Source organism: Rhodobacter capsulatus (genome assembly GCF_052363185.1).
In the GTDB taxonomy this organism is placed as follows: Bacteria; Pseudomonadota; Alphaproteobacteria; order Rhodobacterales; family Rhodobacteraceae; genus Rhodobacter; species Rhodobacter capsulatus_E.
In genome coordinates this window covers 443171-466037 of sequence record NZ_CP198955.1, presented here as the reverse complement: position 1 = coordinate 466037, position 22867 = coordinate 443171, and the positions used below count along the sequence as shown (strand labels likewise).

Sequence of the window (22867 nt, the reverse complement as noted above, 5' to 3'; positions counted from 1 at the left end):
GCCGCGGCCTCTTCGGCTATTTGGTGCCGAACATCCGGTCGCCCGCATCCCCTAGACCCGGCACGATATAACCGTGATCGTTCAGATGGCTGTCGATGGACGCCGTGACGATCGGCACATCCGGATGCGCCTCGCGCATCCGCGCGATGCCTTCGGGGGCGGCAAGCAGGCACAGGAAGCGGATGTTCTTCGCGCCCTTGTCCTTCATCAGTTGCACCGCCGCGGCCGAGGAATTGCCCGTGGCCAGCATCGGATCGACGACGATCACCATCCGGTCTTCCAGTTCCGCGGGCACCTTGCAGTAATATTGCACCGGCTGCAGCGTCTCGGGATCGCGGTAAAGCCCGACAAACCCCACCCGCGCCGCCGGGATCAGCTCCAGAATGCCATCCAGAAGCCCGTTGCCCGCCCGCAGGATCGAGATCAGCGCCAGCTTCTTGCCCTCAAGGATCGGCGCGTCCATCTCGCACAGCGGCGTGTTGATCCGCTTCGTGGTCAGATCAAGGCCGCGCGTGACCTCATAGGCCAGAAGCAGGCTGATTTCGCGCAGAAGCTGGCGGAAGGAGGCGGTGGAGGTGTCCTTTTCCCGCATCAGCGTCAATTTATGCTGCACCAGCGGATGATCGACGACGGTGACCTGTTGATCCATGGTCTGTCCTTTCAAAGAAAACTGCGGCCGGGGCCTTGGGAGGCCACCCCCAGATGCGCCGCGACCGAGGCGCCGATATCGGCATAGGCGACCTGCCCCACCGGACGCAAGCCAAGCCCGTGACCCAGCACCGGCACCCGTTCGCGGGTGTGATCGGTGCCCGACCATGTGGGATCGTTGCCGTGATCGGCGGTGAAGAGCGCCAGATCGCCCGGGCGCAGGGCGGGCAGGAAGCGGCCCAGACAGGCGTCGAACCATTCGAGCGCCCTTGCATAGCCCGACACGTCGCGCCGATGCCCCCAGAGACTGTCGAATTCGACGAAATTGGCGAAGGTCAGGCTGCCTTCTTCCGCCTGATCGCCCAGGCGGATCAGATGCTCCATCAGATCGGCATCGTTCTTGCCCTTGTGCAGATGGGTGATGCCGCGATGGGAAAAGATGTCGCCGATCTTGCCGATGGCATGGGTGATGCGGCCCGCGCCCTCGACCCAATCCAGCAGCGTGGGCGCGGGCGGGGCAATGGCAAAATCGCGTCGGTTCGGGGTGCGAAGAAAGGCGCCGGGGGTGCCGGTGAAGGGCCGCGCGATGACGCGGCCCACCTTCATCGCATGCAGGCGGGGGGCCACGTCGCGGCACAGCTGCAAGAGGCGGTCGAGCCCGAAGCTTTCCTCGTGGGCAGCGATCTGAAAGACGCTGTCGGCCGAGGTGTAGCAAATCGGCCAACCCGTGCGCAGATGCTCTGCCCCAAGCCGCTCGATGATCGCCGTTCCCGGGGCGTGGCAGTTGCCAAGAATGCCCTCGGTGCCCGCGGCCTTGGCGACAAATTCCACCAGATCGTGCGGAAAACTGTCTTTCGTTTCAAGGAAATAATGCCAGTCCCAGGGCACCGGCACGCCCGCCAGCTCCCAATGGCCCGAAGGCGTGTCCTTGCCGCGCGAAACTTCCGTCGCGGCGCCCCACAGGCCCTGCGGCGCCGCCCCAAGCCCGGCCGGACGCGTGCCGCTGGCCAGCTCCACCGCCGCCGAAAGGCCAAGCGCATCCAGATGCGGCAGCTTGAGCGGACCTGACCGACCCTCCTCCGCCAGGCCCTCGGCACAGGCTTCGGCAATATGGGCAAGCGTGTTCGCGCCAGTATCCGGGCGCTCTTCGTTGAAAAACGACCCTGCATCCGGGGCGCCGCCAATACCCACGGAATCCATCACGATCAGAAAGGCACGGGCCATCACATGTCCTCCGGTCCGATCCGGCAGTGGATCAGCGGCGGTTCCTCGGGCGGGGTTTCCGACAGCTGATAGGCCGCCAGCACCGCCGCCGCCGCCCGCTCGGCCCGGGCCTGATCGGGGGCATGGACCAGCGCCAAAGCCTCGCCGGGGCCGACATCCGCGCCGATCATCACAAGCCCGCTCAGCCCGACCGAGGGGTTGATCCGGTCCGATCCGACCAGCCGACCGCCACCCAGCCGCACCACCGCCTCGCCCAAAGCCCGGCCATTCACCCGCGCGACATAACCCGCCCGCGGCGCCGCCACCGGCAGGATCACCGGCGCGGCGGGCAACCGGTCGGGATAGCGTTCGACGAAATCGAACGGCCCGCCCAAAGCCGCCACCATCTGCCCGAATTTCTCGGCCGCCCGGCCGCTTTCGATCGCCGCGTCGATCAGCGCCGCGCCGTCGTCAAGGCTTGCCGCCTTGCCCGCCAGCATCAGCACCTCGCCGCCCAAAGCCGCGGTCACATCCCACAAAGCCTCGTTGACCGAGGTGCCGGTCAGCGTCTCCATCACCTCCAGCACCTCCAACGCATTGCCCGCCGATTGCCCAAGGCTCTGATCCATGTCGGTCATCAAGGCCGAGGTGCGGCAGCCCGCGTCATTGGCCGTCTTCACCAGACTTTCGGCCAGCGCCCGGGCGTCTTCCACCGTTGCCATGAAGGCGCCGGAGCCGACCTTGACATCCAGCACCAGCGCATCAAGCCCGACGGCAAGCTTTTTCGACAGGATGGACGCCGTGATCAGGTCGATGCTTTCCACCGTGCCCGAGATGTCGCGGATGCCGTAAAGCCGCTTGTCGGCGGGGGCGATTTCGTCGGTCGCGCCGATGATGGCGCAGCCGACCTCTCCCACGACCTTGCGCAAAACGTCGATGCCGGGCAGCGACTTGTAACCGGGAATGGACTCCATCTTGTCCAGCGTGCCACCGGTATGGCCCAGCCCCCGCCCGGAGATCATCGGCACATAGACGCCACAGGCCGCCAGCGCCGGGGCGAGCAGCAGCGAGACGGAATCGCCGATGCCGCCCGTCGAATGCTTGTCCACGACCGGGCCGGGCAGATCCCAGCGCACCACCTGCCCCGAGTCCCGCATCGCCTGCGTCAGCGCCACCCGGCCCGCAGGACCGATGCCGCGGCACAGGACCGCCATCGCGAAAGCCCCGGCCTGCGCATCGGACACCGTGCCATCGGCCAGACCGCGCGCAAACCATGCGGCCGCCTCGGGCGCAAGCCCGGCGCCGTCACGCACCGCCATGATGATCGTGCGGGCATCCATCAGACATTGTCCATGTGGCGCGCGTCGAACCGACCGGGCAGCAGATCGCCAATGGTGGTGTCGAGCCGCGCCCCCGCCGTGGTGGCCAGCGTCACCGGCACGTCGGCCCGCCCGAACTCGGCCAGTTTCTGCCGACAGCCGCCGCAGGGCGGCACCGGCGAAGGGCTGTCGGCGATCACCGCCACCTCGATCAGTTCGGTTTCGCCCGCCGCCACCATCGCGGCAATCGCCCCCGCCTCGGCACAGGTGCCCTCGGGGTAGGCGACGTTTTCGACATTCACGCCGCGGTAAACGGTGCCCGAGGCCCCCCGCACCGCCGCGCCCACCTTGAATTTCGAATAGGGCGCATAGGCATTTTCGCGCACCGCGCGCGCGGCATCGAGCAGCGACATCATCCGCCTCCGGCAAAGGGTTCCGGCGGTGATCCTGCGCCGGGCCGCCGGGCAGCGCAAGGGGGGTGCCTGCTTGCGCTATCAGCGCTTTCCGCCAATCTGGAATTGGTTTAAGGCTGAACCATCTTCAGGGAGAGGCTCATGACCGACGAACGTCACCCGCCCGCGCGCCATCCGGCGCTGGATTATCACGAATATCCGAAGCCCGGAAAGCTGGAAATCCGCGCCACGAAGCCGCTTGCCAACGGGCTGGACCTGAGCCGCGCCTATTCGCCGGGCGTGGCCGAGGCCTGCCTTGAGATCAAGGCCGACCCGGCCGAGGCCGCGCGCTACACCGCCCGGGGCAATCTGGTCGCTGTGGTGACGAATGGCACCGCCGTTCTGGGGCTGGGCAATATCGGGCCCTTGGCCGCGAAGCCGGTGATGGAGGGCAAGGCGGTTCTCTTCAAGAAATTCGCCAATATCGACGCTTTCGACATCGAGGTGAACCAGCCCGACCCGGAAAAACTGGCCGATCTCGTCTGCGCGCTGGAGCCGAGTTTCGGCGCCATCAACCTTGAGGACATCAAGGCCCCGGATTGTTTCATCGTCGAGCGGATCTGCCGCGAGCGGATGAAGATCCCGGTCTTTCACGACGATCAGCACGGCACGGCGATTGTCGTCGGCGCGGCGGCGACGAACGCCTTGCGCATCGCGGGCAAGCGGTTCGATCAGATCAAGATCGTCTCGACCGGCGGCGGCGCGGCGGGGATCGCCTGTCTGAACATGCTGGTGAAACTGGGCGTGCGGCGCGAAAACGTCTGGCTCTGCGACATTCACGGCCTCGTTTATCAGGGCCGCGAGGTCGACATGAACCCGCTCAAGGCCGCTTACGCGCAGCCGACGACGAAGCGGACGCTCGATGACGTGATCGAGGGGGCGGACATGTTTCTGGGCCTCTCCGGTCCGGGCGTGCTGACCCCCGATCATGTGGCGCGGATGGCGCCCCGGCCGATCGTTTTCGCGCTGGCCAATCCGACGCCCGAGATCCTGCCCGATGCCGTGCGATCGGTGGCGCCCGAGGCGATCATCGCCACCGGCCGCAGCGATTTTCCCAATCAGGTCAACAACGTCCTGTGTTTCCCCTTCATCTTCCGCGGCGCGCTGGATGTGGGGGCGACAACGATCAATGACGAAATGCAGATCGCCTGCATCGAGGGGATCGCGGCCTTGGCCCGCGCCACCACCGTGGCCGAGGCCGCCGCAGCCTATCGCGGCGAAAAGCTGACCTTCGGACCCGATTACCTGATCCCGAAACCCTTCGACCCGCGCCTGATCGCCACCGTCTCGACCGCCGTCGCCAAGGCGGCGATGGAGACCGGCGTTGCCACCCGGCCGATTGCGGATCTGGATGGCTATCGGCGCAAGCTTGAAGGCTCGGTCGTGCGTTCGTCGCTGCTCATGCGGCCGGTCTTCGAAGCCGCCGCCACCGCCGCCCGCCGCGTCGTCTTTGCCGAGGGCGAGGATGAGCGGGTGCTGCGCGCGGCTCAGGCGATGATCGAGGAAACCACGGTGAAACCGATCCTTATCGGCCGCCCCGAGGTGATCGAGCGGCGGGCGGAACGGGCGGGGCTCTCGCTGGTGCCCGGGCGCGATTTCGAGGTGGTGAACCCCGAACATGACCCCCGCTATCGCAGCTATTGGGAGACCTATTTCGGCCTGATGGCGCGGCGCGGCGTGACGCCCGATCTGGCCCGGGCGATCTTGCGCACCAACACCACCGCCATCGGCGCGATCATGGTGCATCAGGGCGATGCCGACAGCCTGATCTGCGGCACGTTCGGGCAATATCTGTGGCACCTGAACTATGTCCGGCAGGTGCTGGCGCGGGGCGGGCTGCATCCGGTCGGAGCGCTGAGCCTGATGATCCTTGAAGACGGGCCCTTGTTCATCGCCGACACCCATGTGCATCACGAGCCGACGCCCGAGGAGATCACCGCCACGGTGATGGCGGCGGCGCGGCATGTGCGCCGCTTTGGTCTGGCCCCCAAGGTGGCTTTGTGTTCGCACAGCCAGTTCGGCAACCTTGACACCGATTCCGGGCGGCGGATGCGCGCGGCGCTGGAACGGCTCGATGCCCGCGAACCCGATTTCGTCTATGAGGGCGAAATGCATATCGACGCCGCGCTGGAGCCGCAGATTCGCGCCCGGCTCTTGCCCGAATCGCGGCTTGAGGGCGCGGCGAATGTGCTGGTCTTTGCCAATACCGATGCTGCCTCGGGGGTGCGCAACATCCTGAAGGCAAAGGCGAACGGGCTGGAGGTCGGGCCGATTCTGATGGGCATGGGGAACCGCGCCCATATCGTCACCCCCTCGATCACCACGCGGGGGCTTTTGAACGTCGCCGTGCTGGCCGGAACCCCGGTGGCCGCCTACGGCTGAAGCTGCAAAGTGAAGCGACTTTGCAAAACGCGCTTCGCTTTCGCGGCCGCCTTCAAAAACGCACACCATTTGCAAAAGTTTGCGGCGGAATCCCCGCCGCATTCTGCAAATTTTCGGGCCAACCGTGCAGCTGCGGCGGTAACATTCTTGCACAAACCTTTCCGCCTGCGTAACAAGCTTGCAAGTTTGGAGGAGGGATACCATGGGATACAAGGAAGTCTATTCCGCGTGGCAGGCGGACCCGGAAGGGTTCTGGATGGATGCGGCCAAGGGCATCGACTGGGTGCAAAGCCCCTCCAAGGCCTATTTCGAGCAGGGTCCGGCCGGGGAATGGTTCGCCGATGCGATGGTGAACACCTGCTACAACGCGGTGGACCGCCACGTTCTGGCCGGTCGCGGCGATCAGATCGCGATCATGCATGAAAGCCCGATCACCCATGCGACCAAGGGCATCACCTACAAGGAACTGCAGGCCCGGGTGTCGAGCCTTGCGGGCGCGCTGCGCATGCGCGGCGTCGAAAAGGGCGATCGCGTCATCATCTACATGCCGATGATCCCCGAGGCGCTGGAGGCGATGCTGGCCTGCGCCCGGATCGGCGCCATCCACTCGGTCGTGTTCGGCGGCTTTGCGGCGCACGAACTGGCGGTGCGGATCGACGACTGCACGCCGAAGGCGATCATCGCGGCCTCTTGCGGTCTGGAACCGGGCCGCGTCGTGCATTACAAGCCGCTTCTGGACGCCGCCATCGAAATGGCCGACCACAAGCCCGAGTTCTGCGTCATCTTCCAGCGCGAACAAGAGGTTGCGAAGCTGGTCGAGGGCCGCGACTTCAGCTGGCACGGCTTCCAGTATGGCGTGAAACCGGCCGAATGCGTCCCGGTCGAGGGCAACCACCCGGCCTATATCCTTTACACCTCGGGCACCACCGGGGCGCCGAAGGGCGTCGTGCGGCCGACCGCGGGGCATCTCGTGGCGCTGAACTGGTCGATGAAGGCGATTTACAACATCGAGGCCGGGGACCGCTTCTGGGCCGCCTCGGACGTGGGTTGGGTCGTCGGCCACAGCTATATCTGCTACGCGCCGCTTCTGGCCGGGGCGACCACCGTGGTGTTCGAGGGCAAGCCGGTCGGCACCCCGCATGCGGGCGTGTTCTGGCGGATCATCCAGAACCACCGCATCAAGAGCTTCTTCACCGCGCCGACCGCGCTGCGGGCGATCCGCCGCGAGGACCCGAACGGCGAATATATCAAGCGCTACAAGCTGCACGAGATGCAGGCGCTGTTCCTCGCGGGCGAACGGGCCGACCCGGAAACGGTGAAATGGGCGCAGGAACATCTGGGCGTGCCGGTGATCGACCACTGGTGGCAGACCGAAACCGGCTGGGCCATTGCGGGCAACCCGCTGGGCATCGAGCTGTTGCCGGTCAAGGTCGGCTCGCCCACCAAACCGATGCCGGGCTATGACGTGCAGGTGCTGGACGAGGGCGGCCATCCGGTGGCCCCGGGCACGCTGGGCGCCATCGCGATCAAGCTGCCGCTGCCGCCCGGCACACTGCCGACGCTGTGGAATGCCGACGACCGCTTCAAGAAAAGCTACCTGTCGCACTTCCCCGGTTATTATGAAACCGGCGACGCGGGCTATATCGACGAGGACGGCTATGTCTACATCATGGCCCGCACCGATGACGTGATCAACGTCGCGGGGCACCGTCTCTCGACCGGGGCGATGGAAGAGGTTCTGGCCTCGCACAAGGATGTGGCCGAATGTGCCGTCATCGGCGTGGCCGACGAGCTGAAGGGCCAGCTTCCGATGGGCTTCCTGTGCCTGACCAAGGGCTGCACCCGTCCGCATGCCGAGGTGATCAAGGACTGCGTGCGGCTGGTGCGCGACCAGATCGGCCCGGTTGCGGCCTTCAAGCTGGCGGTCGTCGTCGACCGTCTGCCGAAGACGCGCTCGGGCAAGATCCTGCGCGGCACGATGGCGAAGATCGCCGACGGGCAGGACTACAAGATGCCCGCCACGATCGACGATCCGGCGATTCTCGACGAGATCACCGCGGCGCTGAAAGCGATTGGCTATCCGGCCACCGCCGCCTGAACTGACACCGGCAAGGCCCTGCGCGTGCGGGGCCTTGCCGTCATTCCTGCATAGCGTGCGTTTTCCCTTTTCTTTTCGATGACCCGGATTCTAGGGACTTGATTTGCAAACGCCGGGCTGGAAGATGTTCCGGCAAGGTAAAGTCATGAATGAAATTGTTCCCCCCGAAGACGACGCCCATGGCGAACCGTCCGACAACAAGGCCCAGATTGCACGGATCATGCTCCTTGGACATGACCTGAGGGCGGCTGTCTCCGACATTCTGGGCGGGCTTCACCTGCTGGCCGACGAAGAGCTGAGCCCCGCGATGCGGATGCAGTTCGAACGCATGCGCGCGGCGGGCGAGGACATGGCCCGGCTGATCGAAGAGGGCTTCGAGATCGTCACCGACCAGACGGTGGGGCCGCTGCGCCAGACCGTGCAACTGGCGCGGCTGCTGTACGATCTGGAAATGCGCTGGACCGGGCGGGCGCAGGAAAAGGGGCTCGGCTTTCACGTCGCCATGGCCCCCGATGTGCCGGTGCTGGTGCGGCTTGACCGGATCGCGCTGGAACGGGTGCTGTCGAACATGCTCTCCAATGCGCTGAAATACACCGACCGGGGCACGGTGCGGCTGTCGCTGACGGTCGAGGCCGATGCGCGGCTGCATTTTTCGGTTCTGGATGACGGGCCGGGCTTCGATCCGAAGCTGCGGGCGCGGCTGTTCCGGCAAGGCTCGCGCGGGGCGGTGCCGGGCAAGGCGGGCAACGGGCTCGGCCTTTACATCTCGCGCGACATGGCGCGACGGCTGGACGGCCGGATCGAGCTGTCGAACCGCCCCGAGGGGGGGGCCTGCGTGGCGCTGTCGCTGCCGCTCGACGGGCTGCGGCCGCCCGAGATCGCCATCGAGACCCCCCTGCCCGACCTGAGCCGGATGACCGTGCTGGTGGCCGAGGACAGCGCCCTCAATCAGGCGGTTCTGGGGCATATGCTCTCGGCGATGGGGGCGCGCTGCGACAGTGCCGCCGACGGGGTCGAGGCGCTGGAAATGCTCGACAACGGCAGCTACGATCTGGCCGTGGTCGATGCCGAGATGCCGCGGCTGTCGGGCATCGACCTGATCCGCACGCTGCGCGCCAGCGGCGGGCGGCATCATGCGATTCCGGTCGTGGTCTGCACCGCCTATGTGCTGCGCGCCCACCGCGAGGCGATCATCGCCGCCGGGGCGGATGCGATCGTCTCGAAGCCGATGACGGCGATCGAACCCTTGGCCGAGGCGATCCGCCAGGCGCTGGAGCGGCACAGCGCCGATCCCGCGGACCCCGCCCGTCGTCCCTGCCCGCCCGTCGTCGATGAGACCGTGTTCGAGGGGCTTCTGGGCGTCGCCGGTCCCGGCGCGGCACAGGAACTGCTGCACCGGCTGATCGCCGATCTGAGCCGGGTCGAACGCGGTCTGGTGGCGGGCCTGTCGGAGCCCAATCTGGCCATCGTGCGGGCGGACAGCCATGTGCTCCTGTCGGTGGCGGGCGCGGTCGGCGCGGTGCGGCTGCAGGAACTGGCCGAAGAGCTTTGCGCCTGCGCCCGGCGCGAGGATATCCTGGCCATGCAGCTGATCGGCCGTTCCGTGCTGACGCAGATCGACCGGCTGATCGCCTTTGCCGGGCGGCGGCAGCGGCGCTTCGAGGCGCAAGACAGATGACCCTGCCCCTGCCCGCGCGCGATGCCCCCGACATCCTGCTGGTCGAAGACACCGCCTCGATGCGGACGATCTATGAATCGCATCTGCGCCGGGCGGGCTACCGGACCGTCTCGGCGGGGACCGCGGCCGAGGGGCTGGAAATGTTCCGGGTGCATCCGGTTTCGGTGGTGCTGCTCGATCTGATGCTGCCCGACCGCGACGGGCTCGACCTGCTGGTCGATCTGCTGCAGATGCGGCCCGGAACTTCGGTGGTGGTGGTGGCGGCGGAACGCTCGACCGACCGCACCGTCAGCGCGATCCGGCGCGGCGCGCTGGATTATCTGGTCAAGCCGGTCACGGAATCGCGGCTGATGGAGGCGGTCGAGGCGGCGCGGCGCGCGGCAAGCCTTGCCCATCCGCCGCATTCCGACGCGGCCTGCGCGCCGCTGCCCGATTTCATCGGCCAGTCCGCGCCGATGCGCGCGGTCTATGACCGGATCCGCGCCGCCGCCCGCTCGATGGCGCCGGTCTGCATCAGCGGCGAAAGCGGCACCGGCAAGGAACTGGCGGCGCTGGCGATCCACCGGCTTTCGGCGCGGGCGGGCGGGCCTTTCATCACCCTTGATTGCGGCGCGATCCCCCCCGACCGGCTTGAATCCGAGGTCTTCGGCCATCGCCGCGGCGCTTTTGTCGGCGCGGTCTCCGACCGGCTTGGCGCGGCGGAACTGGCCGATGGCGGCACGCTGTTTCTGGACGAGGTGGGCGAGTTGCACCCGACGCTGCAACCGCGGCTCTTGCGGTTCCTGCAAAGCGGGCTTGTGCATCCCTTGGGCGCGGAAGCGGCGCGGCGGGTCAATCTGCGCATCATTTCCGCCTCGACCCTGCCGCTGGCCGAGGCGGTGCGGGCGGGCCGCCTGCGCGAGGATCTGTTCTTCCGGCTGCAGGTCGTGGGGCTGCAGATGCCGCCGCTGCGCGCCCGTATCGAGGATATCCAGCCGCTGGCCGAAACCTTCCTTGCCCGGTTCGCCGCGATCGAGGGGCGCAGCTTCACCCGGATTTCCGCCGAGGCGATGGCGGTCCTGCGCGGTCATCCCTGGCCCGGCAACGTGCGGGAACTGTCCAATCTGCTGCGTGCGGTGACGGTGCTGCACGAGGGCGAGGACCTGACCGCCGCGATGCTGCAGGCCGAGATGCGCCCCGTCACCGCTCGGCGGGGGGAGGCGGCGCCGGATCTTTCGGGGCTGACGCTGGCCGAGGTCGAACGCGCGGCCATCGAGACGGCGCTGGCCCGCCATGAGGGCGCGGTGCAAAAAGCCGCCGCCGATCTGGGCGTCGCCGCCTCGACGCTTTACCGCAAGCTGGAGGGCTGGCGGGCTGATTAGGCGAATTGTTCCCGCATCAGCCGTTCTTCCAGCCCGTGACCGGGATCGAACAGGATGCGGTGGGTGATCGTCGGTTCCGACCGGATCTCGACCCACAGGACGGGCTTCACCGAGCGGCTGTCGGCATCGGCCATCACCGGGCGCTTGTCGGGTTCCAGCACGTCAAAGCGCACCGTGGCCGAGTTGGGCAGGATCGCGCCCTGCCAGCGCCGCGGCCGAAACGGCGCAATCGCGGTCAGCGCCAGAACATCCGAGCCGATGGGCAGGATCGGCCCATGCGCGGAATAATTGTAGGCGGTCGATCCGGCGGGCGTCGAGACGATGGCCCCGTCCGAGATCAGCTCCTCCATCCGTACCCGGCCATTGACCGAAATCCGCAGCTTCGCCGCCTGCGGACCGGCACGCAGCAGCGAGACCTCGTTGATCGCCAGTTCTTCCCGGATCACGCCGTCGGCGGTCTTCGCCCGCATCGCCAGAGGGTTGATCAGCGCCTCTTCCGCCGCGGCCAGCCGGTCGGGCAGGTCGAAGACGCGGTAATCGTTCATCAGGAAACCGACCGAGCCGCGGTTCATTCCATAGACCGGCAGCCCCGATCCGGCATGAAGGCATTGCAGCATCATGCCGTCGCCGCCCAAGGCCACGATCACATCGGCCGCAACCAGCGGCGCCTGACCGTAACGGGCGACCAGATCTTCCAGCGCCTCCTGGGCGCTGTCGGCCTGCGAGGCCGCGAAATGGATCTTGCTGGGTCGGTTCACGGCCTGCCTCCGGTTCCCCTTGGTGTGACAAGCCGGGGCCGGAATGACAAGCCCGTTTCCGGCCACCCCGGCTTGCGCCCGCCGCAGGTGACGCGCCAAAATGCCCGTTTGTCGCTTTGGGCGCTTTCGGGGCGGGGAATTCTGCGATAAACGGGCGACGACCTTTGCCTTTGGAGTTGCCCATGACCGATCAACGCGACGCCGGGTTCTTTACCGAGACCCTTTCCAGCCGTGACCCCGCGCTTTTCGCCGCCATCCGTGGCGAACTTGGCCGCCAGCGCGACGAGATCGAGCTGATCGCTTCGGAAAACATCGTCTCTGCCGCAGTGATGGAAGCGCAGGGCTCGGTGATGACGAACAAATATGCCGAGGGCTATTCGGGCAAGCGCTACTATGGCGGCTGCCAGTTCGTCGATGTCGCCGAAGATCTGGCGATTTCGCGGGCCTGCGAGCTGTTCGGCTGCTCCTTTGCCAACGTGCAGCCGAACTCGGGCAGCCAGGCGAACCAGGGCGTGTTCAACGCGCTGCTGAAGCCGGGTGACACCATCCTGGGGATGAACCTTGCCTCGGGCGGGCACCTGACCCATGGCGCGGCGCCGAACCAGTCGGGCAAATGGTTCAACGCCGTGCAATATGGCGTGCGTCAGCAAGACTGCCGGATCGACTACGACGAGGTCGCCCGTCTGGCGAAAGAGCACAATCCGAAGCTGATCATCGCAGGCGGTTCGGCGATTCCGCGGCAGATCGATTTCGCGAAATTCCGCGAAATCGCCGACAGTGTCGGCGCGTATCTGATGGTGGACATGGCCCACTTTGCCGGTCTGGTGGCGGGCGGTGCGCATCCCTCGCCCTTCCCCTATGCCGATGTGGCGACGACCACCACGCACAAGACGCTGCGCGGTCCGCGCGGTGGCATGATCCTGACCAACAACGAAGACATCGCGAAAAAGGTCAATTCGGCGATCTTCCCGGGCATTCAGGGCGGGCCGCTGATGCATGTGATCGCCGCCAAGGCCGTGGCCTTTGGCGAGGCGCTGCGCCCCGAGTTCAAGGTCTATGCGCAGCAGGTCATCTCCAACGCGCAGGCGCTGGCCGATGAGCTGATGAAGGGCGGTCTCGACATCGTCACCGGCGGCACCGATACGCATGTGATGCTCGTTGACCTGCGCCCGAAAGGGGTGAAGGGCAACGCCACCGACAAGGCCTTGGGCCGCGCCCATATCACCTGCAACAAGAACGGCATCCCCTTCGACCCGGAAAAGCCGACCGTGACCTCGGGCATCCGTCTGGGCACGCCCGCGGGCACCACCCGCGGCTTCAAGGAAGAAGAATTCCGCCAGATCGCCCGGATGATCATCAAGGTCGTCGACGGGTTGGCCGCCAATGGCGAAGAGGGCAATGACGCCATTGAGGCCGAAGTGCGGGCGGAAGTCTCGGCGCTTTGTGCGCGCTTCCCGCTTTATCCGGCGCTCTGAGCGGTTCACCAGATCGGAAAGGCCCCCGGGTTCGGGGGCCTTTTTCATTGTCCGGGGGCGGCGCGCGCGCTAGATCGGGCCCATGCTGAGTTTCATCGCCCATGGCCCCGACACCGCCCTGCCGCCGCTCTTGATTGCCCCGGGTCTGTTCGGCTCGGGCCGGAACTGGGGCGTGATCGCCAAGCGGCTGTCCGCCGGGCGGAAGGTGCTGGCGCTGGATCTGCGCAATCACGGCGACAGTTTCTGGGACGACCGTCACACCTACCCCGATCTGGCCGCCGATCTGGCCGCGGTGATCGAGGCGCAGGGCCGCGCCTGCGACGTGATGGGCCATTCGATGGGCGGCAAGGCGGCGATGATGCTTGCGCTGACCCGTCCCGGTCTGGTCGAACGGCTGGTGGTGGCCGACATGGCCCCGGTGCCTTATGGCCACGGCGCCGCGCATGGCGGGCTGATCGCGGCGATGCAGGCGATGAAGCTTGACGATCTGATGACGCGCGCCGAGGCCGACAAGCGTCTGGCCGAGACGGTGCAAGACCCCGGCACCCGGGCTTTCCTGCTGCAATCGCTGGAATTGCGCGACGGGCCGGTGCGCTGGAAGTTCAACCTGACGGCGCTGGCTGCGAACCTGCCCGCGATCCTCGACTGGCCCGAGCCGCTGCCTGCGGGGGCAAAACCCTTCCCCGGCCCTGCGCTGTTCCTCTATGGCGCGGCCTCGACCTATGTCCGGCCGAAAAGCCACGCAAAGATCCGCGCGCTGTTCCCGCAGGCGGATCTGCAAGCCATACAGGGCGCGGGCCACTGGCTGCATGCCGAGCGCCCGCGCGAGGTGGAAGCCGCCGTGGAAAGCTTCCTGAGCCGATAGGCTTATTCGGCCTTCATCATCCGGCGGATGATGCCATTCTTCAGCATGAACTGACCCTTCACCGCACCGGCGACATGGATCAGGATCAACAGCAGCAGCACGAGCTTCAGCACATTGTGCACGCCCGCCGCCGGGCCGATCAGGCCGAACCAGGCGGTGCCGCCGCTGACCACCATCAGGATCAGCACCAGATACATCATGTGCTGCACGCCCGAGGCGACCTTGTTCATCACCGGGCTGCCGGAATCAAGCGCCGCAGGGGCGCCGTGGCGCAGGCGCAGCACCAGACGCCAGATCACCAGCGCGCAGATCGTCATGCCGGTCATGACGTGAAAGACCACGGCCGGGTTGAAGGGGGTGGGCTCGCTCGACATCCATTTGCCGAAAGCCTCGGCGATGTTCTCGCCCAGCAGGAATTGCGGAATGATCAGCACGGCAACCGCCCAGTGCAGCAGGATCTGGGTGCGGGTGTATCCTTGGGAAACGGGCATGGGGACCTCCTGGCGGGTTTCCGGAAATGAAACGGGGCAGGAAAGGCTTGCACAGCCCATCCTGCCCCGCAAGCGGATAGATCAGCGCAGGCGCGGTGCCTTCCCAACCCCGCGCCACGCCCGATCTCTCCGGGATCACGCGTCGTTGATCTTCGCCGCCACGATCCAGGCGACGGGAAGGGCCGCGACAAAGCCGATGACGGCGGCATAGATCATGGTTTTCATGTCATACATGTTCATGGTCAGCGCCACGACGATGAGGACGCCAGCCACGGTCGGGCCGACAAGCGCATAGATGATGCCGAAAAGGCGGGTCATGAGTTCCTCCGGTGCAGCGCGTTTCATGCAAAGGAAGATATGTTTGCAGGTGATCCGGCCTTGATCTGGGTCATGTCCGGCGCCGTGGACGCTGCGCCCGGGTCGGCGCAACGCCGCAGTCCACCCTCTCGGTCAGGGGCATTTCAGCGCAAACCGCGCCTCGCCAGTGTCGCCCGGCAGCGAGGGCGAGCGGTAGATCCCCACCGCGGGCCCGGTGACCTTGCAGCCCGAGGCCTGTTCCGCCGCCACGATCATCAGCCCCGGCACCGCCCGGCGCTGGGCGCGCGTCAGATAGCCCAGCCGGATCACCTCGGCGTTTTCGCCTTTCACCAGAACGGCGAAGCGATAGCCCTGCAGCGTGACATCATGCCGGGTGGCCCCGAAGAACGGCGGCGCGGGCGAGACCCCGCAGGCCGAGAGCAGCACCGCCAGCACCAGAACGAACAGCACCGGCGTTGACAGGAACGGGGCGGGGGCAATCGGATCGGCCTGCATCGCAGCCTCCTTTCGGCTTGGCCCAGCATCTCCGGTCATGGTTAAGCATTGGTTAATGTCACCCGTTGGGGCAGCAGATTCGGCACGGCTGGCACGCAGTTTCCGCGCCGCGGGCCGCGAACCGGGGCCGCGCTGCAACTGTGCGGAAATGCAAGGATCGGGCGGCTTGTCTTTCGGCCCTGCGCACCACATCTTGAGCGCTGAAAACGACCCCGCTCCGGCCGCTGCCCGGGCGGGGTTGGCGTGGCTTTCGTCGCGCCATCCCACGTCGCGCCTGCGGAGCCGCCCATGATCAAACGCCTGCTCATCGCCATCGTCGCCCTTGTCATCGTGGCCGGGGGCATCATCGGCTACAACCTGTTCGTCGGAAAGATGATCGCCGGCATCTTCGCCAACATGAAGGCCCCGCCGGTCGCGGTTTCGGTGACCGAGGTGACGGCGGCCGACTGGCAGCCCGGGCTTGAGGCCATCGGCACCGCCGCCGCCGTGCGGGGCACCGATCTGGCCACCGAAGCCGCGGGCATCGTGCGCGAAATCCGCTTCACCGCGAATGACCGCGTCGAAAAGGGTCAGGCGCTGGTGCAGATCGACGACCGGCAGGAACGCGCCGATCTGGAGGCCGCGCGGGCGGCGCTGACGCTGGCGGAAACCGCGCTGGCCCGCGCCAAGGAATTGCGGCTGAAGGGCGTTTCGGCGACCTCGGCACTGGACGAGGCGGAAGCCGCAGCGATCGAGGCCCGCGCCACCGTGGCGAAACTGGAAGCGACGCTGTCGACCAAGCAGCTGACCGCGCCCTTTGCGGGCACGATCGGGATTCCGAAGATCGAGGTCGGCTCTTACGTCGCCGCGGGCACGACCTATGCGACGCTGCAGGACCGCTCGGGGATGCGGGTCGATTTCACCCTGACCGAAAGCGATGCCGCGCTGGTCACGCCCGGAATGGCGGTCACCGTCACCTCGGAAGTGGGCGATGTCTCGGCCGTGGGCAAGATCACCGGCATCGAACCGAAGATCGACCCGAATTCGCGGCTGGTGACGTTGCGCGCAGATGTGCCGAACGAGGGCGAAAAGCTGACGCCCGGCCAGTTCCTGCGGGTGCGCGTGGCGCTGCCGGTCGAAAAGGACGTGATCGCGCTGCCGCAAACCGTCGTTTCGTCCAGCCTTTACGGCGACAGCGTCTTTGTCGTGCGCAAGGAAAAACCCGAGGGTGCCGAGACGGAAGAGCTGCGGGCGCGGCAGGTCTTCATCAAGGTGGGGCGGCATTTCGACGACAAGGTCGAGATCCGCACCGGTCTTGAGCCGGGCGATCAGGTGGTGAACGCGGGGCAGAACAAGCTGTCCTCGGGCGCGCTGGTCACCCTTGACACGTCGCAAGCCCTGCCCTCGGCGGGCGGGAACTGAGGGCCGCGGGATGCATTTTTCCGAACTCTTCATCCGTCGCCCCGTCCTGTCGATGGTGCTGGGCGCCTTCATGCTGCTTCTGGGCTTTCAGGCCTTCATGAGCCTGCCGGTGCGGCAATATCCGAAGGTGGACGAGACCGTCGTCACCATCACCACCACCTATCCCGGCGCCGCCCCCGAGCTGATCCAGGGCTTCATCACCGCGCCGATCTCGGCCGCGGTCGCCACCACGGAAAACATCGACTATGTGACCTCGAGCTCGATGCCCTCGGTGTCGCAGGTTTCGGTCAACATGAAGCTGGGGGCCGACCCCGACACCGCCCTGACCGAGGTTCTGTCGAAGGTGCAGCAGGTGCGCGGGCAGCTGCCCTCGGAGGCCGAGGATCCGGTGATCGTCAAGGGCACCGGCCAGACCTTCGCGCTGATGTATCTGGCGGCGCTGAACCCGAACATGACGACGGAACAGCTGACCGAATATCTGGAACGGGTGGTGCGGCCGCGAATGTCGACGATTCCGGGCGTGGCGGAAATCGAGGTGATCGGCGCGGCGAACTACGCGATGCGGGTCTGGCTTGACCCGATGAAGCTGGCCGCGCGCGGGGTGACGGCCTCGGAAGTGCTGGCGGCGATCCGGGCCTCGAACTATCTGGCCGCGCCGGGCAAGACCGAAAACGAATATGTGACGCAGTCGATCACGCTGAAATCGACGCTGCAGACCCCCGAGGCCTTCGGCGCCCTGCCGATCCGGGCCGAGGGCGACGCGGTGGTGCGGCTGCGCGACGTGGCGAAGGTGGAGCTTGCCTCGGATGACAGCGGCGAGATCGTCACCTTCAACGGCGCGCGGGGGACCTTTATCGGCCTGTCGCAGACGCCTTCGGCCAACCCGCTCGACACCGCCGCCGCGGTGCGGGCGGAACTGCCGAAGATCGCCGACACCCTGCCCGAGGGGATGACGATCGAACTGGTCTATGACACGACCGAGCAGATTTCGGCCTCGATCACCGAGGTGTTCAAGACCATCGCCGAGGCCGTCGCCATCGTCGTCGTGGTGATCCTGCTCTTCCTTGGCTCGATCCGGTCGGTGGCGATGCCGATCGTCACCATTCCGCTCTCGCTGGTGGGGGTGATGGCGGTGCTGCTGGCGCTGGGCTATTCGATCAACCTGCTGACGCTGCTCGCCATGGTGCTGGCGATCGGGCTGGTGGTCGACGATGCCATCGTCGTGGTCGAGAACATCCACCGCCACATGGAGGAGGGGATGAAACCGATCCCCGCCGCCGTGCAGGGGATGAAGGAAATCACCGGCGCCGTCGTCGCGATGACGATCACGCTGGCCGCGGTGCTGTCGCCTTTGGCCTTTACCGGCGGCGTCACGGGTGCACTGTTCCGCGAATTCGCCTTCACCCTGGCGGGCTCGGTGATCCTGTCGGGGGTGATCGCGCTGACGATCACGCCGATGATGGCCGGGCGCATCCTGAAAGAGGGGCACGCGACCGGCTTTGCCGCCTTCGTCGACCGCACCTTCGACCGCTTCGCCGCCTTTTACGAACGCCGCGTCGCGGGGTCGCTGCATTACCGGCCGGTGACGCTGCTGGTCGTGGTGGTGCTGGTCGGCACGATGGGCTTCATGTTCCAGCGCACCGCGACCGAACTCGCCCCCGACGAGGATCAGGGCGCGGTGATCGCCATGGTGCAGGCGCCGCGCTATGCGACGGCCGATTACACCGCGCATTACATCGACCAGCTGGGGCAGGCCACCAAGGACATCTCCGAGGTCCGCACCGCCTTTTCGATCGCCGGTTTCGGCGGCTCGGACAGCATGGGGATCTATATCTGGGCGCTGGACAAATGGGCGGACCGCGACCGCTCTCAGGAAGAGGTGCAAAAGGACATCCAGAAGGCGATCGACAGCTCGACCGGCATGGAGGGCTTCGCCTTTGCCCCCCCCACCCTGCCCGGCGCCGGGGGCGGGCTGCCGATCTCCGTGGTGGTGCAGTCGATCTACGGGCCGGACCGCGTCGCCGAAGTGGCCGAGGAAATCCGCCAAAGGGCGCAGGCCACGCACAAGTTCATCTTCGTGCAGAATTCGCTGAGCTTCGACGCGCCCGAAATCCGCGTGACCATCGACCGCGACCGGGCGGCGGCGCTGAACGTGCCGGTCTCGGACATCGGGGCGACGCTGGGCCTTCTGGTCGGCGGCGGCGCGGTGGCGCAATTCGACCGCGATTCCAACAGCTACGACATCATCTTGCAGGTGCCCAAGGAATTCCGTGGCAATCCCGAAGATCTGGGCCGCTATTTCGTCCGCGCGGCCAGCGGCGAGATGGTGCCGCTGTCTTCCGTGGTGCGGATCGACACCGGCTCGATGGCGGCGAAGGTGGAGCAGTTCAACCAGCTCAATTCGGCGACGATTTCGGCGCTGCCGATCCCCGGGCAATCCTCGGGCGACGGTCTGGCGGCGATCATCCAGATCGCGAACGAGGTGATGCCCGAGGGCTTCTTCCTCGATTATTCCGGCCAGTCACGGCTGGAACAGACCCAGGGCAACACGCTGATGATCGCCTTTGCCGCGGCCGTGCTGGTGATCTATCTGGTGCTGGCCGCGCAGTTCGAGAGCTTCCGCGATCCCTTCATCATCCTGATGTCGGTTCCGCTGACGATCTTCGGCGCGGTGCTGCCGCTGAACCTGGGGCTTGGCACACTGAACATCTATAGCCAGGTCGGGCTGATCACGCTGATCGGGCTGATCACCAAGCACGGCATCCTGATGGTCGAATTCGCCAACCAGCAACGCGAGAGCCACGGGCTGGGCCGGACCGAGGCGATCGTGGTGGCGGCGAAAACCCGGTTGCGGCCGATCCTGATGACGACGGCGGCGATGGCGCTGGCGGTGGTGCCGCTCGTGATCGCCGATGGCGCGGGGGCGGCGGCGCGGCAGGCGATGGGGATCGTGATGTTCTCGGGCCTGTTGATCGGGACGATGTTCACGCTGTTCGTCGTGCCGATGTTCTACACCTTCATCGCGCCCTCGGATGCGGCGATGAAGGCGGCCGAGGCGAAACGGCTGGCGGCGGGGTGATCCCCGCCCGCCTTCCCGGCGCGGCTTACCCGCCAGATCCCGGCATCGCGCGCAGCCCGGCCTCGAACCGGGCCAGTTCCGCCGCCGTCGGCGGCTTGCCGGTGTAAACCTCGACATAATGCGCGATCCGCGCCAGCCTTGTGTCCAGGCTTTCGCGCGTCTGCATCGAGATATAGCCGATCTGCACCAGATAGATCGTCCGCGCCCGCACATCGGCATCGTCGGGCGCATGCCCCCAGCGCCGCAACAGCGCCGAAAGCGCCGCCAGCCGCTCGGCATCGGCCGCGTGCAATTCGGCCGCCACCGCGGGATCGGCAAAACCCCAGCTGCGCAACGCGAATTCAAAGCGCGCATCGAAGCGGCCCGACAGGAAACAGGCGAGCAGGTTCAGCATCGCCTCGGTCTCGGTCTCGGCATAAGCCGTTGTCGCAGAAAGCAGAACTTCGGTCGTGACGTCCCGCCAGCGGGCCCGCAACGCGGCCAGCAGATCCTCGCGGTCGGTGAAAAACCAGTAAAACGAGGTCCGCGACAGGCCCAGTTTCTTCGCCAGGGCCAAGATCTTCACCGCCTCGACCCCGCCCGCGATCAAGGCCTCGCAGGCGGCCTCCAGCCACCCTTCGCGCGAGCCGCGCCAACCGCTGTCCTTTGTCTCTGTCATCAATCGACCCTAGCCCGGACCGCGGCCGGGCTCAAGAAAATGTTCATGGGTGAATGCAAACTTGACATATGTGCACAATTCGCAAATCCTGCGGTCAGGAACCCCGGAGGCCCCGATGTCGAACGACCCGCTTTTGCAGCCTTACCAGCTGCGCCACCTGACGCTTCGCAACCGCATCCTGATCACCGCGCATGAGCCCGCCTATGCCGAGGACGGCATGCCAAAGGACCGCTACCGCGCCTACCATGTCGAACGCGCGCGGGCCGGGGTGGCGCTGACGATGACGGCGGGCTCGGCCTCGATTTCGCGCGACAGCCCGCCGGTCTTCAACAACATCCTGGCCTGGAAGGACGAGGTGGTGGGCTGGATGCGCCAGCTGGTCGATGAATGCCACGATCACGGCGCGGCGGTGATGATCCAGCTCAGCCACCTTGGCCGTCGCACCCGCTGGGACAAGGCAGACTGGCTGCCGGTGGTGGCGCCGAGCCACGAGCGCGAGGCGGCGCATCGGGCCTTTCCGAAGCGGGCCGAAGATTGGGATCTGGACCGGATCAAGGGCGATTTCGCCGATGCCGCCGAGCGGATGAAGGCCGCGGGCGTCGATGGCATCGAGCTGGAGGCTTACGGCCATCTGCTGGAACAATTCTGGTCGCCGCTGACGAATGATCTCGACGCCCCCTATGGCGGCAGCTTGGAAAACCGGCTGCGCTTCACGATGGAGGTTCTGGGCGCGATCCGAAGCCGCTGCGGGCCGGATTTCATCGTCGGGCTGCGCTATACCGGCGATCAGGGCCTGCCCGGCGGCATGGACAAGGCCGAGGGGATCACGCTGTCGAAAACCCTGCGTGACTCGGGGCTCGTTGATTTCCTGAACGTCGTGCGCGGCCATATCGACACCGATCCGGGGCTGACGGACCTCATTCCGATTCAAGGGATGCGCAACGCCCCGCATCTGGATTTCGCGGGCGAGATCCGGGCCGCGACCGGGTTCCCGACCTTCCACGCCGCAAAGATCCCCGATATCGCGACGGCGCGGCATGCGATCGCGTCGGGCAAGCTCGACATGGTCGGCATGACCCGGGCGCATCTGGCCGATCCGCATCTGGTGGCGAAGCTGATCGCGGGCAAGGAAGACGACATTCGCCCCTGTGTCGGCGCGAATTATTGCCTTGACCGGATCTATCAGGGCGGCATGGCTTTGTGTCTGCACAACCCGGCGACGGGGCGCGAATTGACCGAGCCGCAGGTGATCACGCCTGCCTTGACGAAAAAGCGGGTCACCATCGTCGGCGCCGGTCCGGGTGGGCTTGAGGCCGCGCGCGTCGCGGCGGAACGCGGCCATGAAGTCACCGTTTTCGAGGCCGCCGATCAGCCCGGCGGGCAGGTGCGGCTGACCGCACTCGACCCGCGGCGGCGCGAGATGGCGGCGATCACCGACTGGCGCTATCAGCAATGCCTCAAGCACGGCGTGACGTTTCATTTCAACAGCTTCGCCGAGGTGGCGGATGTGCTGGCGACCAACCCCGAGGAGGTGGTGATCGCCACGGGCGGCCTGCCGCATACCGAGGTCTTGTCGGCGGGCAATGATCTGGTGGTGTCCACCTGGGACATTCTTTCCGGTGCGGTGAAGCCCGGCCGCGAGGTGCTGATCTTTGACGATGCGGGCGATCATGCCGGGCTGATGGCGGCGGATCTGATCTCGGCCAGCGGCGCGAAGGTCGAGATCGTCACCCCCGACCGCGCCTTTGCGCCCGAGGTGATGGCGATGAACCTTGTGCCCTACATGCGCGCGCTGCAAGGGCGGGACACGACCTTCACCGTGACCTGGCGGCTGGTCTCGGTCGCCCGCGCGGGCAACCGGCTGCAGGCGGTTCTGGGCAGCGATTACGGCCCGGTGACGCGGCTGCGCGAGGTCGATCAGGTGGTGGTGAACCACGGCACAAGGCCGCTTGATGACCTTTATTTCGCGCTGAAGCCGCTCTCGTCGAACCTGGGCCGTGTCGATTACGAGGCCCTGGCGACGGGCCAGCCGCAGACCGTGGTGGCGAACGCAGAAGGCCGGTTCCGGCTGGTGCGGATCGGCGATGCGGTGGCCGCGCGCAACACCCATGCGGCGATCTATGATGCGCTGCGGCTGATGAAGGACGTGTGAGCCGGGCGCGGCCTGCCTGCCCGGCAGGCCGTCC

The 22867-nt window shown here is 66.6% G+C and carries 18 protein-coding genes; 9 read left to right on the top strand and 9 right to left on the bottom strand.

Annotated elements, in window-relative coordinates; translation table 11 throughout:
* Positions 1-16 precede the first annotated feature (16 nt).
* Genes upp through ACTTAG_RS02370 form a run of 4 tightly spaced genes read right to left on the bottom strand, consistent with a single transcriptional unit; the run spans position 17 to position 3583 of the window.
* Positions 17-649: a uracil phosphoribosyltransferase gene (gene upp, locus ACTTAG_RS02385; protein WP_444464012.1), complete on the bottom strand. Its 633-nt coding sequence runs from the start codon at positions 647-649 to the stop codon at positions 17-19.
* 11 nt (positions 650-660) lie between these two features.
* Positions 661-1872, bottom strand: a complete 1212-nt coding sequence (locus tag ACTTAG_RS02380) for a phosphopentomutase (protein WP_444464011.1) — start codon at positions 1870-1872, stop codon at positions 661-663.
* Positions 1872-3191 (bottom strand): thymidine phosphorylase, encoded by a 1320-nt coding sequence (locus tag ACTTAG_RS02375; RefSeq protein WP_444464010.1) that lies wholly within the window; start codon positions 3189-3191, stop codon positions 1872-1874. The genes ACTTAG_RS02380 and ACTTAG_RS02375 overlap by 1 nt, the downstream gene beginning before the upstream one ends.
* Entirely contained in the window at positions 3191-3583 is a 393-nt protein-coding gene (locus ACTTAG_RS02370; RefSeq protein ID WP_444464009.1) for a cytidine deaminase, read from the bottom strand. Before ACTTAG_RS02370 ends, ACTTAG_RS02375 begins: the two co-directional genes overlap by 1 nt.
* A gap of 141 nt (positions 3584-3724) precedes the next feature.
* Between ACTTAG_RS02370 and ACTTAG_RS02365 the strand changes: the two genes are divergently transcribed.
* The 4 genes from ACTTAG_RS02365 to ACTTAG_RS02350 all read left to right on the top strand — a co-directional run bounded on the left by ACTTAG_RS02365 (position 3725) and on the right by ACTTAG_RS02350 (position 11141).
* Complete coding sequence (locus tag ACTTAG_RS02365) at positions 3725-6004, top strand: NADP-dependent malic enzyme (protein ID WP_444464008.1); 2280 nt, start codon at positions 3725-3727, stop codon at positions 6002-6004.
* 202 nt (positions 6005-6206) lie between these two features.
* A complete protein-coding gene (locus ACTTAG_RS02360) occupies positions 6207-8102 on the top strand; it encodes a propionyl-CoA synthetase (protein WP_444464007.1) in 1896 nt (631 codons plus the stop codon).
* A 145-nt stretch (positions 8103-8247) separates the two neighbouring features.
* Positions 8248-9780 carry a hybrid sensor histidine kinase/response regulator gene (locus tag ACTTAG_RS02355; RefSeq protein ID WP_444464006.1) on the top strand — a complete coding sequence of 511 codons (1533 nt, stop codon included), beginning with the start codon at positions 8248-8250 and terminating at the stop codon, positions 9778-9780.
* A complete protein-coding gene (locus ACTTAG_RS02350) occupies positions 9777-11141 on the top strand; it encodes a sigma-54-dependent transcriptional regulator (protein ID WP_444464005.1) in 1365 nt (454 codons plus the stop codon). The genes ACTTAG_RS02355 and ACTTAG_RS02350 overlap by 4 nt, the downstream gene beginning before the upstream one ends.
* On the opposite strand, the gene ACTTAG_RS02345 is transcribed toward ACTTAG_RS02350, so the two are convergent.
* Entirely contained in the window at positions 11138-11899 is a 762-nt protein-coding gene (locus ACTTAG_RS02345) for an NAD kinase (protein ID WP_444464004.1), read from the bottom strand. The two genes, ACTTAG_RS02350 and ACTTAG_RS02345, sit on opposite strands and share 4 nt — an antisense overlap.
* Before the next feature lie 182 nt (positions 11900-12081).
* Between ACTTAG_RS02345 and glyA the strand changes: the two genes are divergently transcribed.
* Both glyA and ACTTAG_RS02335 read left to right on the top strand, forming a co-directional pair.
* Positions 12082-13374 carry a serine hydroxymethyltransferase gene (glyA, locus tag ACTTAG_RS02340; protein WP_444464003.1) on the top strand — a complete coding sequence of 431 codons (1293 nt, stop codon included), beginning with the start codon at positions 12082-12084 and terminating at the stop codon, positions 13372-13374.
* A gap of 82 nt (positions 13375-13456) precedes the next feature.
* Complete coding sequence (locus tag ACTTAG_RS02335; protein ID WP_444464002.1) at positions 13457-14239, top strand: alpha/beta fold hydrolase; 783 nt, start codon at positions 13457-13459, stop codon at positions 14237-14239.
* Between the two features lie 2 nt (positions 14240-14241).
* Here the strand turns inward: ACTTAG_RS02335 and ACTTAG_RS02330 are convergent, their stop codons facing one another.
* From ACTTAG_RS02330 to ACTTAG_RS02320, 3 genes are all read right to left on the bottom strand, one after another.
* On the bottom strand, positions 14242-14730 hold the full coding sequence (locus ACTTAG_RS02330; RefSeq protein ID WP_444464001.1) for a cytochrome b: 489 nt from the start codon (positions 14728-14730) through the stop codon (positions 14242-14244).
* Between the two features lie 135 nt (positions 14731-14865).
* Positions 14866-15048: a CTP synthetase gene (locus ACTTAG_RS02325; RefSeq protein ID WP_444464000.1), complete on the bottom strand. Its 183-nt coding sequence runs from the start codon at positions 15046-15048 to the stop codon at positions 14866-14868.
* A gap of 132 nt (positions 15049-15180) precedes the next feature.
* Positions 15181-15543, bottom strand: a complete 363-nt coding sequence (locus tag ACTTAG_RS02320; RefSeq protein ID WP_444463999.1) for a hypothetical protein — start codon at positions 15541-15543, stop codon at positions 15181-15183.
* A gap of 288 nt (positions 15544-15831) precedes the next feature.
* Between ACTTAG_RS02320 and ACTTAG_RS02315 the strand changes: the two genes are divergently transcribed.
* A complete protein-coding gene (locus ACTTAG_RS02315; RefSeq protein ID WP_444463998.1) occupies positions 15832-16944 on the top strand; it encodes an efflux RND transporter periplasmic adaptor subunit in 1113 nt (370 codons plus the stop codon).
* A 10-nt stretch (positions 16945-16954) separates the two neighbouring features.
* A complete protein-coding gene (locus ACTTAG_RS02310) occupies positions 16955-20023 on the top strand; it encodes an efflux RND transporter permease subunit (RefSeq protein ID WP_444463997.1) in 3069 nt (1022 codons plus the stop codon).
* A gap of 25 nt (positions 20024-20048) precedes the next feature.
* On the opposite strand, the gene ACTTAG_RS02305 is transcribed toward ACTTAG_RS02310, so the two are convergent.
* Entirely contained in the window at positions 20049-20681 is a 633-nt protein-coding gene (locus ACTTAG_RS02305; protein ID WP_444463996.1) for a TetR/AcrR family transcriptional regulator, read from the bottom strand.
* A gap of 115 nt (positions 20682-20796) precedes the next feature.
* Between ACTTAG_RS02305 and hpbA the strand changes: the two genes are divergently transcribed.
* Complete coding sequence (hpbA, locus tag ACTTAG_RS02300; protein ID WP_444463995.1) at positions 20797-22833, top strand: N-methyl-L-proline N-demethylase HpbA; 2037 nt, start codon at positions 20797-20799, stop codon at positions 22831-22833.
* The last annotated feature ends 34 nt before the right edge of the window (positions 22834-22867 follow it).